Below are 16,678 nucleotides of genomic sequence, written 5' to 3' on the forward strand. Positions count from 1 at the left end.
CGACTTCACGCGCGCTGCCCCGCGATCCAGGTCGCACGGACCTGCAGGTCGTCGTCCAGCAGCGCGAGGTCGGCGGCCAGTCCGGAGGCGATGCGTCCGACGCGATCGTCGATGCCGAGGAATTGCGCCGGATACAGCGCCGCCATGCGCGCCGCTTCCGCCAGCGGCAGGCCCAGCAACTGCACGGTGTTGCGCACGGCGGTGGCCATGTCCAGCGCGGAACCGGCCAGTGCGCCGGCCGCGTTGCGCACCACGCCATCGCGCGCGGTGATGGTTTCGCCGTACAGCACGTAATCCGGCGAATCGCTGCCGACCGGCGGCATGGCATCGGTGACCAGGAACAGCTTGCCGCGGCGCTTGGCGGCGAGTGCCACACGCAAGCTGGCCGCATGCACGTGCACGCCGTCGACGATGATGCCGCACCAGCTTTCGCGGTCTTCCAGCGCCGCGCCCACTGCGCCGGGGTCGCGCCCCTGCAGCGGCGACATGGCGTTGTACAGATGGGTGAAGCCGCGGATGCCGGCGTCCAGTCCGGCGCGCACCTCGTCGTAGCTGCCGGCGGTATGGCCCGCGGCGACGATGGCGCCGCGCGCCACCAGCGCACGGATGGTCCCGGCCGGCACGCGCTCGGGCGCCAGCGTCAGCAGGGTGACGCCGTTGTCGAGCGAAGTGGCGAGCGCGACCTCGTCGGCATCGGGCACGCGGAACACGCTGGCGTCATGCGTGCCCTTGCGTTCTGGCGCCAGGTACGGGCCTTCCAGATGGATGCCGAGTACGCCGGGCACGCCCTGCGCGATGGCGTCGCGGGTGGCGGCCACGGCCTGGCGCATGGTGTCGACATCGTCGCTGATCAGGGTGGGCAGCAGGCCGGTGGTGCCGAAGCGGCGATGCGCGCGCGCGATGGCGGCGATGCCGTCCACCGTGGGCGTGTTGTTGAACAGCACGCCGCCGCCGCCGTTGACCTGCGCGTCGATGAAGCCGGGGACGAGGTGATGGTTCTGGAGATCGACCGTGTCGGCGTTGCGCACGCGCGGGTCGGCGGCGGCGACGATGGCGCTGATGCGGGCGCCTTCGATCAGGACCGCGAGGCCGTCGCGGAAGCCGTCGTCGAGCAGGATGCGGCCGTTGACCAGGGCTTGGGTCATGGGCGAGTTCCGCTGCGGGTGCGGTGGTGACGTGCCTGCGTGGCGATCCGTGCGTTGCGCGCCGGGAGGGATTGCAACGTCCATGGGCTCCCGCCTGCGCGGGAGTGACGGGCCCGGATACGACGCATGGCGCAGGGCACTGGCACTAGACCGTCTCGGTGACCTTGTTGAGGTGGGGCGGTGCGTCGGGGTCGTGGCCGCGCTGCAGCGACAGCGCGTTGACCGCGCGATAGAAGCTTTGCACCACCAGCAGCGGCGCGCAGGCGGGATGCGGTGCGCTGGCGATCGGCAGGCTGCCGCCCAGCGCGGCATCGTTGCGGGCACGGCGCGAGGCCAGCCAGACTTGCGCGCCACGTGCGCGGAACTCGTCGGCCAGTGCCAGCGTGCCGGCCTCGGTTTCATCCGGCTGCGCGAAGATCAGCACCGGGAAGCCCGGCCCCACCAGCGCCATCGGCCCGTGCTTCACCTCCGCGGAACTGTATGCCTCGGCGTGCAGGCCGCAGGTTTCCTTGAACTTGAGCGCGGCTTCCTGCGCCGCGCCCAGCCCCAGCCCGCGACCGAGCACGAACAGGTTGCGCATCGGCACCAGCCCGCCTTCCAGTGCGCTCCAGTCGCAGCGCCACGCTTCGCGCATGGCGTCGGGCAGGCGCGGCAGCGCATCGAGCAACGCCGCATCGCCCTTCCACAGCGCCGCCAACTGCAGCAATGCCGACAGCGAGGCGAGGTAGCTCTTGGTCGCGGCCACGCTGCGCTCCGGCCCGGCATGCAGCGGCACCACCACGTCGGCCAGCTGCGCCAGCGGCGAATCCTCCACGTTCACCAGTGCCACCACGCGTGCGCCGGCCTCGCGCGCGGCTTCGGCATTGCGCAGCAGGTCGGGGCTCTTGCCCGACTGCGAGACCGCGATGAACAGCGCGCCCTCCAGGCGCTGCGGTACCGCATACACGGAGCCGATCGACGGCGACACCGACGCCGTCACCACGCCCAGCTGTGTTTCGAACAGGGCCTTGGCATACGTGGCCGCGTGGTCGGAACTGCCGCGCGCGCAGGTGGCCACGAACGATGGCGGCGTGCGCCGCAGCTCTTGCGCCAGGGCCGACAGCACGTCGCGGTTGCGCGCGAACTGGCGCTCCACCACGTCCGCCGCTTCGGCGGCCTCGCGGAACATCCAGGTCGATTCGCGCCGGTCGGCCAGCGCGACTTCCACAGGACTCATGCAGTGTCTCCCTGTGCCTGCGCACGCGGGCGCACCGGTGCGGTCGAGCCGCGCACCACCAGTTGCGGCACGAAGCCGTGGTTGGGCACGGCGGCGGCACCTTCGCCATCGTGGCGCAGGCCGGCGATCAGCATGCGCGCGGCGTGGCGCGCGATGTCCTCGGTGGCCTGCTTGGCGGTGGTGAGTGCCGGCCACGACTGGCGCGAGAACGGGCTGTCCTCGAAGCCGGCGATGGACAGGTCGTAGGGGACGTTCATGCCGGCGGACTTGGCGGCCGCCAGCACGCCGGCGGCGATCTCGTCATTGGAGCCGAAGATGGCGGTGGGCGGCTCGCGCAGCGCCAGCAACCGGCGCGCACCGCGGAAGCCGTCGTCGAAGGTGTAGTCGCCGGGGATCACCAGGTGCTTGTCGAGGGTGATGCCGTAATCCTTCAGCGCCTGTTCGTAACCGAGGTAGCGCTCGGTGCTGGAGCGGTGGTCCTCGCCGCCCCACAGGAAGCCGATGCGCTGGTGGCCCAGCTGCACCAGGTGCTCGGTGATCTCGTACGCGGCATCGCGATCGTCCACGAACACGCAGGGCGGGCCTTCGCCGGGGTCCTCCGCGGCGGCGATGATGCGCGTGGTGCGGATGCCGCGCGCGGCCAGCGCCTGCAAGAGGTCGACGCGCTCGGACATCGGCGCGGTCAGCACCAGTCCGGCCAGGCGCGAACGCTGCACCAGTTCGGCCAGCTCCTCGGCCAGCAGCGGCGAGGTCGCGTCGCAGGGATGGATCTGCAGGCCGAAGCCGGTTTCGCGACAGGCCGACAGCACGCCGTTCTGGATGCCGATGATGTGGTACGGGTTGGGGTTGTCGTAGACCAGGCCGATCACGTAGGCACTGGCGCTGCGCAGGTTGCGCGCGGACGGGTCGGGCTCGTAGTCCAGATCGGCGATGGCCTGCAGCACCCGTGCGCGGGTGGAGGCCAGCACCGACGGCTCGTTGTTGATTACCCGCGAGACCGTCTTCAGCGAAACCCCGGCCAGTTCCGCCACGGTGCGGATGGTGGGTTTGCGCGGATTGCCCTGCCCCTCGCTCATGTCGCTGCCCTTGCGTCGCGGTTGCCCATTGCGGATGCGTGTCTCGATGCGTGTCCTGGTGGACGCTTCCACGACTAACGTTGTCATACTTTTCGCGTGCGCGCCAACAGGGCCTCGGATTTCCGCGCGTGGTGCAGTGGCCCGAACGTGCTGTCATGCAGCAAATGGCCGCAGGACAAGCACGGGTCACTGACAGACAAGTCGTCGAAATAAGCGCATATTTGCTGGATATTCCCCGGGAACGCCCGAATTGGATCCATGGATGTGGCCAATCCGGCGGCGATGCGCACGACCGGCCCACCAGCGCTTGACATCGTTGTCAAAGCGTTCCAACACTGCGTCAAGCCACCGTGACGGCGTGGCGCCGCAGGAACCCCAGTGCCCGCATCTCCCCTGTCACTGCCCGACACCGCCAGCGCGCGCGCCGCGCGTCCGTTCGTCGCCGCCGATGTCGGCGGCACCCACGTCCGCATCGGCCTGGTCCGCCGCGGCGAGGGCGAAGGCATCGAGGTCCTGCATTACCGCAAGTACGCCTGCGCCGACTACGCGGGGCTGGATGCCGTGGTGGCCGATTTCCTGGCGACCGCGCCCGCTCCGTCCCCCGTGCGCCGCGGCGTGATCGCCTGCGCGGGCCACGCCCTGCCCGACGGCAGCCTGCTGACCGTCAACCTGCCCTGGCCGGTGTCGCTGCCCGCCCTGCGCGACGCGCTGGGCTTCGAGGATTTCCGCTCGGTCAACGATTTCGAGGCCGTGGCGCATGCCGTGGGCCGCACCGGCGCACAGCCGCTGCTGCACCTGTCGGGGCCCGCCACGCCACCGCCCGGCCCCAGCCTGGTGGTAGGCCCGGGCACCGGCCTGGGTGCCGCGGTCCGCATCCCGTCTGCACGCGGCGCCGTGGTGTTGCCCACCGAAGCCGGACAGGCCGCGCTGACCGTCGGCAATGCGCTGGAGATGGCGGTACTGGGGGAGTTCCTGAAGGACCGCAGCCACGTGCCGATCGAACACGCCCTGTCCGGCCCCGGCCTGGTGCGCCTGCACCACGCGCTGGCCGCGGTGCGCGGCGTCGCGCCCGGCCACGCCACGCCCGACGCGCTCAGCGCCGCCGCGCAATCCGGCAACGACCCGCTGGCCCGCGAAACGCTGGACCTGTTCTGCGGCCTGCTGGGCAGCGCCATCGGCGACATGGCACTGCTGTACGGCGCGCACGGCGGCGTGTACCTCGCCGGCGGCGTGTTGCCGCAGATCCAGGGGTTCCTGTCGCAAAGCGGCTTCGTCGAACGGTTCCTCGACAAGGGACCGATGCGCGAGGCGCTCGAAGCCATTCCCGTGCACCTGGTCGAGCACGGACAGCTGGGCGTGATCGGCGCCGCAGGCTGGTACCTCGACCCGTCCCACGATGTCCACTGAACGGACGCCAGTTCCGTCCCGCCGCCCACGCAGTCCAACCAATTCCATGATGGGGAGAACCGCCATGAAGTACCGCACCACGATGTTGTCGGCCGCGATCGCCGCGTGCATTGGCGTCGCCGCACCCGCCCAGGCACAGGAGGCCGCGCAGGACACCGACGCCAGCGCCACCGCCGCCAACCAGAACGAACTCGACCGCGTGGTGGTCACCGGCATCCGCGCCAGCCTGCAGCAGGCACTGGACACCAAGCGCAATGCCGACGCCATCATCGACGTGGTTACCGCCGAGGACGTGGGCAAGTTCCCGTCGACCAACGTCGCCGAAGCGATCTCCTCGCTGCCCGGCGTGACCATCGACAAGGCCTTCGGCCAGGGCGAGAAGATCAGCATCCTGGGCACCGACCCCGCGCTCAACCGCACCCTGCTCAACGGCCAGACCGTGGCCTCGGCCGACTGGTTCATCGCCGACCAGCCCGGCCGCACCTTCAACTACTCGCTGCTGGCGCCGCAGCTCGTCGGCAGGGTCGAGGTGTACAAGTCGCCCGAAGCGCACATCGACGAGGGCTCGATCGGCGGCACCGTGATCGTGCACACCCGCAAGCCGCTGGACCTGGAGAAGACCACCATCGCCGGCCACGTGGGCTACCTGTACAACGACCGCATCGAAGGCGGCGACCCGCAGGCCTCGCTGCTGTTCGGCTGGAAGAACGACGCCGACACCTTCGGCTTCATCGTCGCCGCGCAGCGCGCGGACGAAGGCATCCGCCGCGATGGCATCGAGTCCTACGGCACCGTGACCGGCCGCGACTATGCGGAAGGCCAGGGTGGCGGCAACTCGTTCACCCCGACGATGGACTGGGGCGCCGGCGTGGAAGTGCCGCCGTCGTGCTCGGGCGCGTGCGAAACCACGCTGCGCGCGAACCTCAACGCCATCGCGCCCAACTCGATCAGCGCGCATTACTTCGAACAGCAGCGCGAACGCGACACGGTCTCGGTGGCCCTGCAGTTCAAGCCGCACGAGAAGATGAACGTCGAGCTCAACGTGCTGGACGTCAGCGCGTCGTACAACAACATCAGCCACTCGATGTTCGCGTTCAACGGCAACGCCTGGAACAGCCTGATGCGGCTGACCGACCTGGACGTGGAAGGCGGCGTGATCACCCGCGCCTCCTTCAGCAACGCGTTGACGGTGTACGACCTGATCAACCGCCAGGCCACGGTGGACACCGATTCCTACGACATCAAGGCGACGTGGAACGACGAACGCTGGTTCGCCACCTGGCATTTCGGCACCACGCGCGCCACCGGCGGCACCGGCCGCCAGGTGTTCGGCGAGTTCCTCAACTGGGCCGACTACAGCTATGACCTGACCGGCACGCCGCGCCTGGACTTCAGCGGCTACAACTACGGTTCGGCGCCGGCGACCAGCCCGAACGTCCCCGGCAGCCCGTTCACCGATCCCGATGCGTTCCGCATCGACGGTGGCTGGGGCGCGGACCCCAACGACCCGGCGACCTGGAACACCGGCTGGGGCGGCAACATCGTCACCAAGCCCACCTGGGACAAGGAGGTCTATGGCCAGGTCGACTTCGGCCTGCGCTTCGACTCGCCGGTGTACCAGGTGCGGTTCGGCGCCAAGCGTCGCCAGCATCAAACCGGGCAGACGATGGCCGGCGTCTCGGTCGCGGCCGTCGCCGGCTATGGCGACGCCACTGCCGCCGAGTTCTCGCCGCGCCAGCTGCCGGCCAACTACCTCAGCGGCTTCGGCAACACCGGCGACCTGTCCAACCGCTTCACCATCGACGGCTGGGCGCTGGCCGACTGGATCCTCAGCGGCGACTGGCTGGCGCCGTGGCAGACCATGCCCGAGCCGGGCACCTTCAACGACCTGTCGTTCGTGCAGAACACCTGGGTGGTCGACGAAGACATCAACGCCGGCTACGTGCAGGCCGACTACAGCTGGAACGGCTTCCGCGGCAACGTCGGCTTCCGCTACGTGCAGACCGAATCCGACAGCCTGGGCTGGCAGTGCACCGCGAGCGCCAACTGCAACAGCGCGGCCAACGGCGGCACGCACACCTACGAACAGGTGAGCGTGAAGAAGAAGTACAACGACTTCCTGCCTAACCTCAACGTCGTGTACGACTGGAACGACATCGTGCTGCGCTTCTCGGCCGCGAAGGTGATCTCGCGCCCGAACTACGGCGACATGTCCAACTACCTGTGGCTGGGCCCGCAGACCCTGACCGGCGGCGGCGGCAACCCCGACCTCGATCCGTACCGTTCGACCAACCTCGACCTGTCGGCGGAGTGGTACTTCAGCGAGAACGCGATCCTGGCCGCCACCCTGTTCCACAAGGACGTCGGCAACTACATCCTGTACACCACGGGCATCGAGCAGCACCTCAACGAAAGCAATGGCCAGGTGATGGACTTCACCGTGTCGCGTCCGCAGAACGCGGGCGAGGCCAAGATCCGCGGCGCGTCGTTCAACTACCAGCAGACCCTGTGGGGCGGCCTGGGCATCCTGGCCAACTACACCTACTCGGACGCGGAAGCCAGCAATGGCGACCCGATGCCGTGGACCTCGAAGAACCAGTACAACATCAGCCCGTTCTTCGAGAACGACCGCTTCAGCGCGCGCGTGACCTATTCGTGGCGTTCGAAGTACTACACCCAGGTCGACCGCGGCAACTACCTGGTCACCAGCGACTACAAGTCGCTCGACGCGAGCCTGGGCTTCCGCATCACCGATCGCTTCAGCGTGTCGCTGGACGGCATGAACCTGCTCGACTCGGAGTACTACACCTACGCCGACGTGCCGGGCGTGGCCAACACCGAGAAGCTGGTGCGCGGCCTGTACCGCACCGGCCGTCGCTACATGGCATCGCTGCGCTTCCAGTTCTGACGCGCGGTTTCACGCACGCCTGATACGGTTCCCTCCAAGGGCCTGGATTCGTCCGGGCCCGTTTTTTTGATCCACGCGACACGAGGACCCCACGATGACCCGACCCCGCCCCTTCGCGCGCCTGCCCGCATGGCTGTTGCCCGGCGTGCTCGTGTTGCTTGCCGCCTGCGGCAGGCAAGGCACCGAGACCGCCCCGTCGCCACTGCCCGCGGAAGCGGTGGTGGCAAAGCCGGCATTGATCCCGGCACCGATGCGGATGGAACAACGCGAGGGCAGCTTCCGTTTCGATGCCGCCACGCCGATCTTCGCCGCCGACGCGGCCGCGCGCCGCGTGGCCGCGCGGTTCGCGGAGATGATGGCGGCCACCAATGGCGTGGAAGGCGGCATCCGCGACGGCAGCGGCGACGCGCGGGAAGGCATCGTGTTCGCCATCGACCCCGAAGCGTCGGCCGATGCGCCGGAAGGCTACGTGCTGGACGTCACGCCCACCCACGTGCGCGTGGCCGCATCCAACGAACGCGGACTGTTCTACGGCGCGGTGACGCTGTGGCAGCTGCTGTCCTCGGCGCAGGGCCAGGCCGTGCGCACGCCTGCGCTGCACATCGAGGATGCGCCGCGCTTCGGCTGGCGCGGGCTGATGCTGGATTCCGCGCGCCACTTCCAGTCCATCGACGAGATCAAGCAACTGCTGGACGCGATGGCGCGGCACAAGCTCAACACCTTCCACTGGCACCTGACCGACGACCAGGGCTGGCGCATCGAAAGCCTGAAGTATCCGCGCCTGCACGAAGTCGGCGGCTGCCGCATTCCCGCGGGCGAGGCCGGTCTTGAACCGAGGACCGGTGAGCCGCGGCCCTACTGCGGCTACTACACGCAGGACCAGATTCGCGACGTGGTGGCCTATGCCGCCGAGCGCCACATCACCGTGGTGCCGGAGTTCGACATGCCGGGCCACGTGCAGGCGGTGGTGGCCGCGTATCCGCAGTACGGCTCGCTGGGCGACACGCCGCCGGTGTCGAACGAATGGGGCGTGCACCCGTACCTGTTCAACGTGGACGAGGACACCTTCGGCTTCATCGAGGACGTGCTGGACGAGATCCTCGCGCTGTTCCCGTCGCAGTACATCCACATCGGCGGCGACGAGGCGGTCAAGGACCAGTGGCAAGCCTCCGCCAGCGTGCAGGCGCGCATGCGTGAACTCGGCATCGCCGACGAGACCGCGCTGCAGAGCTGGTTCATCAAGCGCATCGAGGCCTACCTGTCGGGCAAGGGCCGGCGCCTGCTGGGTTGGGACGAGATCCTCGACGGCGGCATCGCGCCGAACGCCACGGTCATGTCGTGGCGCGGCACCGAGGGCGGCATCGCGGCGGCACGCTCGGGCCACGACGTGGTGATGACCCCGGGCAGCCACCTCTACCTCGACTTCCTGCAGACCGCGTCGCCGAACGAGCCACCGGGCCGTCCGGTGCAGGTGCCGATGGAAAAGGTGTACGACTTCGAGCCCGTGCCCGACGTGCTGACGGCGGAGCAAGGCAGGCACATCCTCGGCGTGCAGGCCAACGTATGGACCGAGCACATGCGCACCTGGGAACGTATGCAGCATGCGATCTTCCCGCGCATCGCCGCATTGGCCGAAGTCGCATGGACGCCGGCCGAACGCAAGGACTACGCCGACTTCCTGGCGCGCCTGCCGGCGCAACTGCCGCGCTACCGCGCCTTCGGCATCGCCTACGCGCAGACGCCCTTCGAAGTGATGGCGACGGCCGAGGACGACCGCGCCGCCGGCACCGTGCAGGTGACGCTGGAGAATGCACTGGGCTATGCGATCCGCTACACCACCGACGGCAGCGACCCGGATGCGGACTCGCCGCTGTACGAGGCGGCCATCGAGGCGCCGCTGCCGCTGGAAGTGCGCGCGGCCGCTTTCGCCGGCACCACCGCCCTGGGGCCTGCCACCAGGCATGCCTTCGACGCCGGCAGCCTGCTGTCGCGCGGCAACGCCCAGTTCGACACCTGCCCGGACACCGGCCGCCTGCTGCTGCGGCTGGAAGACGACGGCCCGATCGACGGGGACCGTGCGATCTACAACGTCACCATCTTCTACCCGTGCTGGCTGTGGCAAGGCGCCGACCTCGACGGCATCGGTGGACTGAAGGTGCGGCTGGGCCGCCTGCCGTATTACTTCCAGCTGGCGCACGACGAACCCGCGCGCAAGTTCATGCCGGCCGAAACCGAGCACGGCGAACTGCTGGTGCAGGCCGGCGGCTGCGATGGCGACACGCTCGCACGCATCCCGCTGCCCGCGCAGACCGATGCCGACGGTTTCGTGAACGTCGATGTGCCGCTCGAGCCTACCGCCGGCCGCAGCGACCTGTGCTTCACCGTCACCGGCGATACGCGGCCGATGATGTGGGTGCTGGACCGGGTGGATTTGCAGATGCAATAGCGCACCGCCCCGGCGGCGCGGGGCTGGCGTGCAGTGCCGCCTGCGCGCGGGATGGGCGTGCGGTATTACCTGTGGCGGGTCGGGACCCGTCCTATCAATCCATGCGTAGGGCGGGTCTCGACCCGCCTTCCACCGAACCCGTCGTCGGGTCAGTAAAGCAGGTAACGCACCCGCATCGCCTCGAAGCGCTGCAACCCCGGCAGCCAGCGCGCCTCGATGTCCGACGCGGTTTCGCCGGCCAGGATCGCCTCGCGCACCCAGCTGTTGCCGACCAGCGTGTCGAAGAACGGCCGCTCGCCGGGCAGGAACGCGAACGCATCCGGATACAGCGACTGCAGCGCCGCCAGCAGCGCGATGCCGGTGCGCACGGGGCGGAAGGCATCGGCATCGGTGACGTGCAACTGCACGCCGCCGCACAGTTCGCCGGCATGCTTGGAGAACGTGGGCGTGAACCAGGCAGGACGGAAACGCACCCCCGGCAGGTCGAGCGCGTTCATGCGATCGGCCAGCACGTCGGCATCGACGTAGGGCGCGCCGATGAGTTCGAACGGGCGCGTGGTGCCGCGGCCTTCGGACAGATTCGTACCTTCGACCAGTCCCGTGCCCGGATACACCAGCGCGGTGTCCGGCGTGGGCATGTTCGGCGAGGGCAGCACCCAGGGCAGCGCATGGCCGGGCTCGACTGCATCGCGTCGCCAGCCGCGCATCGGCACCACGTGCAGTTCGGCGCCGATGTCGAACCCCTCGTTGAACAACCGCGCCAGTTCGCCGAGGGTCATGCCATGCCGGATCGGGATGGCGTACTGGCCGACGAACGAGGCGTACTCCGGCTCCAGCACCGGCCCTTCCACCTGCACGCCGCCGACGGGATTCGGCCGGTCCGGCACCACCACCGGGATGCCGGCGCGACGCGCGGCGCGCATCACGTTGGCCAGCGTGTACGGATAGGTGTAGAACCGCGCGCCGACGTCCTGGATGTCGAACACCAATACGTCGACGCCTTGCAGCATCGCAGCGGTCGGTTCGCGGTGTTCGCCATACAGGCTGTGTACGGGCACGCCGGTACGTGGGTCGCGGGTCGAGCCCACCTGGTCGCCGGCCTGCGCATCACCGCGCACGCCGTGCTCGGGCCCGTACAGCGCGACCAGGGTGACGCCCGGATGCGCGGCGAGGCGGTCGATGCTGCTGCGCAGGTCGCGATCGACGCCGGTCGGATTGGTCACCAGCCCGACGCGCTTGCCTTCGACCAGGTGGGCGCCATCGAGCAGCAGCACATCGATGCCGGCGACAAGCCCGTCGTCGCGCGCGGCCGTGGGCGTGATGCATGCGACGGCCAGCAGCAACACGAGAGCCATGCGCGACAGCAACGGGACATCGCGTGTCCTGCTACCTGCCGCTGCAGGACAGCAAGCGCAGGTCGCGCCGCCTTCACCTGCGTCCACGGGGCGACGCAATGACACGATGCGTGGATGGCGAGCCATGCGCGATGCGCTCTGCTATGGTGGCGCCCGGGTTATAGCACGGGCTTTCCGACCGGCCGGGCCGCGTCGCGACGTTTGCTGTCTTTATGCCAATCCGCTTTGCTTGCGAACACATCGCCCGACCCGCCCTGCCGCGACCTGCCGCCGTCGCGCGCCACCTGCATCCCCGCGCGACACGCGCATCCCGCGTCCATGCGACACCCGACAGGAGCGCATCGCCATGCCTCGCCTTTCACCTGCCCGCACCTTGCTGCTGTGCCTCGCCGGCATGACCGCCATGGCACACGCCACCGCCGCCGAACCCGACACGTCGGTCACCACGCTGCTGGGCATCACGCCTTCGGAAGAGTCGCTGGACTACGTGCGCACCAAGCAGCAGTTCCAGCTGCACACCCTGCTGACCGAACAGCGCCATCCGGAAACCATGGACCTCAGCCGCCGCATCGGCGCCGACACCGTGGCCGGGCTGCAGGCGCTGTTCGCGGTGGATCGCGACGTGGCGCGCACGATGAACGCCGTCGCCGACGATCCCGCGCGCCTGCAGGCGCTGCAACGAGCCTCCGAATCGATGCAGCGCGCCTTGCGCGACGGCCATCGCCTCTACTTCTACGGCACCGGCTCCACCGGCCGGCTTGCGGAGACGCTGGAAAGCGGGCTGTGGCGGCCGTTCTGGCAGCGCGCCGCGCAACAACCATCGTGGGCGAAGATCGAACAGGCGTTGCCGGGCATCGCCGATCGCGTGCGCGGCGAGATCACCGGCGGCGATCGGGCGCTGATCAGCTCGCTGGAAGGCTTCGAGGACCTACAGCTGATCGGCCGGCTGCAGCTGCAGGACCACGGCATCGGCCCCGGCGACGTCGTGTTCGCGGTGACCGAGGGCGGCGAGACGTCGGCGGTGATCGGCACCGCGCTGCGCGGCGCCGAAGTCAACGGCAACGACCCGTCGCGCACCTGGTTCGTCTACAACAATCCGGACGACGTGCTGCTGCCGTTCGAGCGCAGCCGCCGCGTGATCGGGGACGACGGCATCACCAAGGTCAACCTGGCCACCGGGCCGCAGTCGATCACCGGCTCCACCCGCATGCAGGCCACCACCACCAGCCTGTACGCGCTGGGCGTGGTGATGGAGCACGCCATCCACGCGCTGCTGGCGCCACTGCTGGATGCCGACGAGATGCGCGCGCTCGGCTTCACCGAAACGCCGGACCTTGCCGCGCGCCTGCGCCACTTCGCGCTGTTGCAGACGGTCGTCGCCTCCACCGCGCCGTCGCTGTCGGCATGGACCGACCTCGAAGCCGGCGCCTATGCCGACGGCAAACACGCGACGTACCTCGCCCAGCGCGCGCTGATGCCGGTGTTCGTGGACGTGACCGAACGCGCACCGACGTTCCGGCTGGCGCCGCTGGACCGCAACGATGCCAGCGAACGCCGCTCGTGGATCCAGGTATGGACGCCCACCCGCGATCCATCCGAGGCCTGGCGCGCACTGCTGCATCGCCCGTTCCACGGCCTGGACCCGGCGCTGTACGAAGCGCCGTTCTCGAACGAGATCGACGATCCGTACCTGCGCCGTTCCGCGCTGCGCAGCCTGGCGCTGGCTGGCGAGGAGCAGCAGCACCTGTACGACCTGGCGTATTCCGAGGACAACATGCGCCGCGCCGGACCGGCCGCCGGCGACGTCGGCACCCTGATCCTGTTGGGCGAGGAGTCGCCCGATGCCCTGGGCCTGGAGTGGCTGCGCGCGTTCAATGCCGCCGAGGCGGCGACCGTGGTCGTGCGCGTCTCGCGCACCTCGCTGCCGGACAGCACCGCGCAGGCCGTGGAAGTGGCCTCGCCCGGCACCCGCGTGCTGCAGCTGACGCTGCCGGAAGAAGACCCGCTGGAGCTCAACCAGGTGATCGCGCTGAAGATGCTGCTCAACGCGCACTCCACCGGCATCATGGCCAAGCTGGGTCGCGTGGTCGGCAACACCATGACCGCCGTCCAACCGGGCAACCTGAAGCTGATCGGCCGCGCCACCTACCTGCTCCAGTCGCACGTCAACGCGGTGCTGGGCAGCGAGGCCTGGGCGCGCGCCCACGGCGAGCACGCACCGCTGTCCTACGCCGAGGCCAACGCCGTGCTGTTCGACGTGATCGAACAGCGCCGTGCGCGGCCTGCACTTGCCGCCAGCCCGGAAGTCGAGCTGTGCATCGTGCGCATCCTCGAAAGCCTGCGCACGGGCCGCGCAATCGGCTGGGACGATGCACTCGCGCTGCTGGGCGAGCGCACGCTGGACGACTACCTTGCTGCGTTCGACTGATCGTTCCCGAGGCACGGGCCGGTGCAGTGCGGCGCTCGACCGCAGCTTCCGCGGAGACGCGCTGTGTCCTTATGGAGAAGAATCGGCACGATTGCCGTCGCCCCTTCCCTCGTTTACGGGGGAAGGCTGGGATGGGGGCAGGTTCCGAGGCCTCGGCGAGGACATCGCTTCGCCACTCGCCCCCACCCCGGCCCTCCCCCGTGAACGGGGGAGGGAGCCGAGCCGCTTGGCCCTCCCCGCATACGGGGCATTGCGTCCAGACAGGGGAAGGCTGGATGGGGTCAGGTTCCCATTGCACCCGTCACTCGCGGCGGCCGTCGATCCTCAGCAGCAGGTCGCACAGCGGCGTGAGTCGCGTCGCCAGTCCGGCGACCACGCCCAGCGTGTTCGCCAGCGCGTCCTTCGCATCCATCATGCGGTTGTCGGTCAGCGCGCCCTGTGCGTACTCCACCGCGATGCCCATCAGCACCAGCCCCAGGCCCGCGCCCAGCAGGCCCGCCCAGTTGCGGAACAGCTGCACCGCGCAGCAGGCCAGCACGAAATAGGCGAGGAAGTGCGAGACCTTGTCGCTGCTGTCGAAGTCCGGCATCGGCGGCGGTGGCATCAGCGAAAACACCCACACCACCGCGATCGCGATGCACCACATCGCGCACCAGAACCACGGATGCCGCAGCGGCTTGAGCGAGCGCCCGAACCGGTAGCCGCTCACAGCCGGAAGCTCAGGTCGCCGGCGAGGAAAGCCGCATCGAACGCCACGCCGCGGGCGAAGCCGATCGCCTGGAAACGCTCACCCATGCCGTCGGGCAGGGTCAAGGCCTTGGCCTGCTGGCGCAGCGCGTAGCGCGCGGCCTCGTCCGCGGCCACGGCTTCGTGCGCCGCCACGCGTTGCGCCAGCCCGTTGCCGATCAGGAAACTCGCTTGGCTGCAGTAGCCGGTGAATTCGAACCCCGCATGGGTGCCGGCCTCGGCCAGCGCGGTGAAGTCCACCGACGCGGTGATGTCCTGCAATCCGGCGCGGGCGAAGACATCGTCCACCACGTGGTGGCGATGGAAGGCACGCAAGGTGCCGCCACTGCGCCGCGGGTCGTAGTACTCGCGGCGCGGGTGGCCGTAGTCGACGAACAGCATCGCACCCGCGCGCAGGCCACCGGCCACTGCCTGCACCCAGTACGGCAGCTGCGGCAGCAGTTCGGAACGATAGCCATCGGCGAACGGTGCATCGAGCTGGCGCTCGACGTGGCGCACGGCCGCCGACAGCAGCGCGTCTGCGGGACGGTCGATGCGCACGAAGCCACCCGCCCCATCGACGGCGACGTGTTCTTCCATCACTTCGCCGGCATGGATCGCGAACCGCGGCGTCGGCAGGGCATCGATGACCTCGTTGGCGAACAGCACGCCGTTCCAGTCGTCGGGCGCGGGGCCGTCGGGCCAATGCAGGCGCGCGAACACGCCGGGATCGAGCGCGTCGCGCAGCCGCGCCTGCTGGCGTTCGCGCAGGTCGGCACTGGGCTCGAGGATGGCGTACTGCGCAGGCAGCGCATCGAGCGTCGCCAGGTGGCGCAGCGCGGCTTCGGCGAAGGCACCACTGCCGCCGCCGATCTCGAGCATGCGCGCGCCCGCGTCCAGTTGGCGCAGGACCGGCGCGACGGCTTCGGCCACGCATTCGGCGAACAGCGGGCCCAGCTCCGGCGCGGTCACGAAATCGCCGGCGCGGCCGAACTTCGCGGCACCGGCGCTGTAGTAGCCCAGGCCCGGCGCGTACAGCGCCAGCTCCATGAACCGCCAGAACGGGAGGGCACCACCGGCGTCCGCGACCTGTTCGCGGATCAGCGCCTGCAGGCGCGCGCTGTGCGCCTGCGCATCATCGGAAAGGGGAGGTAGGGACATCGGCTTGCCGAACCACGACAATGCACAGGATACCGGCATTCCGGAGCCCCTCGTGCCCGCAACCGACGCGCCATCCCACCATCCCGTGGCCCTGGTCACCGGCGCCGCACGGCGCCTGGGGGCCGCCATCGCGCGACGGCTGCATGGCGCGGGCTATGCCATCGCGATCCACTGCCATCGCTCGACCGGCGATGCACAGGCGTTGTCCGACGCGCTCGAATCCACGCGCCCCTGCAGCACGCTGGTGCTGCAGGCGGACCTGGCGCAGTTCGACCGGCTGCCGGAACTGGTGGCGCGCACGGTCGGCCACTTCGGCCGCCTCGACGCGCTGGTCAACAACGCCGCGGCGTTCTTCCCCACGCCGCTGGGCACCACTACGCCGGCGCAGTGGGATGCGCTGTTCAATGCCAACGTGCGCGCGCCTTACTTCCTGTCGCAGGCCGCGGCACCGCACCTGAAGGCGTCGCGCGGCGCGATCCTCAACCTGTCGGATGTCTATGCGCGCCAACCGCGCGCCGACCTGCCGGCGTACGCCACCAGCAAGGGCGCACTGGAAGCGATGACCCGCGCGCTGGCGGTGTCGATGGCGCCCGACGTGCGCGTCAATGCCATCGCGCCGGGCGCGATCCTGTGGCCGGACGAGCATGGCGACGACGCCTTGCGGCAACGCATCCTCGCGCGCACCGCACTGGGGCGCGTGGGCGACATCGACGAGATCGCAGCCACCGCGCTGTGGCTGCTGCGCGATGCCGGCTACACCACGGGCAGCGTGATCGCGGTGGATGGCGGCCGCGATCCCGTCTGAGCCAC

11 protein-coding genes are annotated in these 16,678 nt (G+C 69.6%); 5 read left to right on the forward strand and 6 right to left on the reverse strand.

What is annotated here, in order from left to right; all coding sequences use genetic code 11:
- Window positions 1–5 precede the first annotated feature (5 nt).
- From nagA to E2F46_RS12725, 3 genes are all read right to left on the reverse strand, one after another.
- On the reverse strand, window positions 6–1,145 hold the full coding sequence (gene nagA, locus E2F46_RS12715; RefSeq protein ID WP_133322627.1) for an N-acetylglucosamine-6-phosphate deacetylase: 1,140 nt from the start codon (window positions 1,143–1,145) through the stop codon (window positions 6–8).
- Window positions 1,146–1,290: 145 nt separating this feature from the next.
- Window positions 1,291–2,361: an SIS domain-containing protein gene (locus E2F46_RS12720; protein ID WP_133322629.1), complete on the reverse strand. Its 1,071-nt coding sequence runs from the start codon at window positions 2,359–2,361 to the stop codon at window positions 1,291–1,293.
- Window positions 2,358–3,437: a LacI family DNA-binding transcriptional regulator gene (locus E2F46_RS12725; RefSeq protein ID WP_133322703.1), complete on the reverse strand. Its 1,080-nt coding sequence runs from the start codon at window positions 3,435–3,437 to the stop codon at window positions 2,358–2,360. Before E2F46_RS12725 ends, E2F46_RS12720 begins: the two co-directional genes overlap by 4 nt.
- 378 nt (window positions 3,438–3,815) lie before the next feature.
- On the opposite strand from E2F46_RS12725, the gene E2F46_RS12730 reads away from it, so the two are divergent.
- From E2F46_RS12730 to E2F46_RS12740, 3 genes are all read left to right on the forward strand, one after another.
- A complete protein-coding gene (locus E2F46_RS12730; protein WP_243720416.1) occupies window positions 3,816–4,844 on the forward strand; it encodes a glucokinase in 1,029 nt (342 codons plus the stop codon).
- Window positions 4,845–4,908: 64 nt separating this feature from the next.
- Window positions 4,909–7,752: a TonB-dependent receptor gene (locus E2F46_RS12735; RefSeq protein ID WP_133322631.1), complete on the forward strand. Its 2,844-nt coding sequence runs from the start codon at window positions 4,909–4,911 to the stop codon at window positions 7,750–7,752.
- Between the two features lie 94 nt (window positions 7,753–7,846).
- Complete coding sequence (locus E2F46_RS12740; protein ID WP_133322633.1) at window positions 7,847–10,198, forward strand: beta-N-acetylhexosaminidase; 2,352 nt, start codon at window positions 7,847–7,849, stop codon at window positions 10,196–10,198.
- Window positions 10,199–10,347: 149 nt separating this feature from the next.
- On the opposite strand, the gene E2F46_RS12745 is transcribed toward E2F46_RS12740, so the two are convergent.
- Window positions 10,348–11,553 carry an exo-beta-N-acetylmuramidase NamZ family protein gene (locus E2F46_RS12745; protein WP_133322636.1) on the reverse strand — a complete coding sequence of 402 codons (1,206 nt, stop codon included), beginning with the start codon at window positions 11,551–11,553 and terminating at the stop codon, window positions 10,348–10,350.
- A 346-nt stretch (window positions 11,554–11,899) separates the two neighbouring features.
- On the opposite strand from E2F46_RS12745, the gene E2F46_RS12750 reads away from it, so the two are divergent.
- Window positions 11,900–13,981, forward strand: coding sequence for an N-acetylmuramic acid 6-phosphate etherase family protein (locus E2F46_RS12750; RefSeq protein WP_133322638.1), 2,082 nt, complete (start codon window positions 11,900–11,902; stop codon window positions 13,979–13,981).
- Window positions 13,982–14,282: 301 nt separating this feature from the next.
- Here E2F46_RS12750 and E2F46_RS12755 read toward each other — a convergent pair whose 3' ends face one another.
- Window positions 14,283–14,627, reverse strand: a complete 345-nt coding sequence (locus tag E2F46_RS12755) for a VanZ family protein (protein ID WP_133322707.1) — start codon at window positions 14,625–14,627, stop codon at window positions 14,283–14,285.
- 59 nt (window positions 14,628–14,686) lie between these two features.
- Window positions 14,687–15,868 carry a class I SAM-dependent methyltransferase gene (locus tag E2F46_RS12760; RefSeq protein ID WP_133322640.1) on the reverse strand — a complete coding sequence of 394 codons (1,182 nt, stop codon included), beginning with the start codon at window positions 15,866–15,868 and terminating at the stop codon, window positions 14,687–14,689.
- Between the two features lie 52 nt (window positions 15,869–15,920).
- Here E2F46_RS12760 and E2F46_RS12765 point away from each other — a divergent pair, with 52 nt between their 5' ends.
- Entirely contained in the window at window positions 15,921–16,673 is a 753-nt protein-coding gene (locus tag E2F46_RS12765; RefSeq protein ID WP_243720418.1) for a pteridine reductase, read from the forward strand.
- Window positions 16,674–16,678: the final 5 nt, after the last annotated feature.

The organism is Luteimonas aestuarii (assembly GCF_004357985.1).
Taxonomy (GTDB): domain Bacteria; phylum Pseudomonadota; class Gammaproteobacteria; order Xanthomonadales; family Xanthomonadaceae; genus Luteimonas; species Luteimonas aestuarii.

What these genes read in the sequence shown, in the direction of transcription:
- nagA (WP_133322627.1), bottom strand. Translation starts at nt 1,145, where the DNA reads ATGACCCAAGCCCTGGTCAACGGCCGCATCCTGCTCGACGACGGCTTC.
- E2F46_RS12720 (WP_133322629.1), bottom strand. Translation starts at nt 2,361, where the DNA reads ATGAGTCCTGTGGAAGTCGCGCTGGCCGACCGGCGCGAATCGACCTGG.
- E2F46_RS12725 (WP_133322703.1), bottom strand. Translation starts at nt 3,437, where the DNA reads ATGAGCGAGGGGCAGGGCAATCCGCGCAAACCCACCATCCGCACCGTG.
- E2F46_RS12735 (WP_133322631.1), top strand. Translation starts at nt 4,909, where the DNA reads ATGAAGTACCGCACCACGATGTTGTCGGCCGCGATCGCCGCGTGCATT.
- E2F46_RS12740 (WP_133322633.1), top strand. Translation starts at nt 7,847, where the DNA reads ATGACCCGACCCCGCCCCTTCGCGCGCCTGCCCGCATGGCTGTTGCCC.
- E2F46_RS12745 (WP_133322636.1), bottom strand. Translation starts at nt 11,553, where the DNA reads ATGGCTCTCGTGTTGCTGCTGGCCGTCGCATGCATCACGCCCACGGCC.
- E2F46_RS12750 (WP_133322638.1), top strand. Translation starts at nt 11,900, where the DNA reads ATGCCTCGCCTTTCACCTGCCCGCACCTTGCTGCTGTGCCTCGCCGGC.
- E2F46_RS12755 (WP_133322707.1), bottom strand. Translation starts at nt 14,627, where the DNA reads ATGTGGTGCATCGCGATCGCGGTGGTGTGGGTGTTTTCGCTGATGCCA.
- E2F46_RS12760 (WP_133322640.1), bottom strand. Translation starts at nt 15,868, where the DNA reads ATGTCCCTACCTCCCCTTTCCGATGATGCGCAGGCGCACAGCGCGCGC.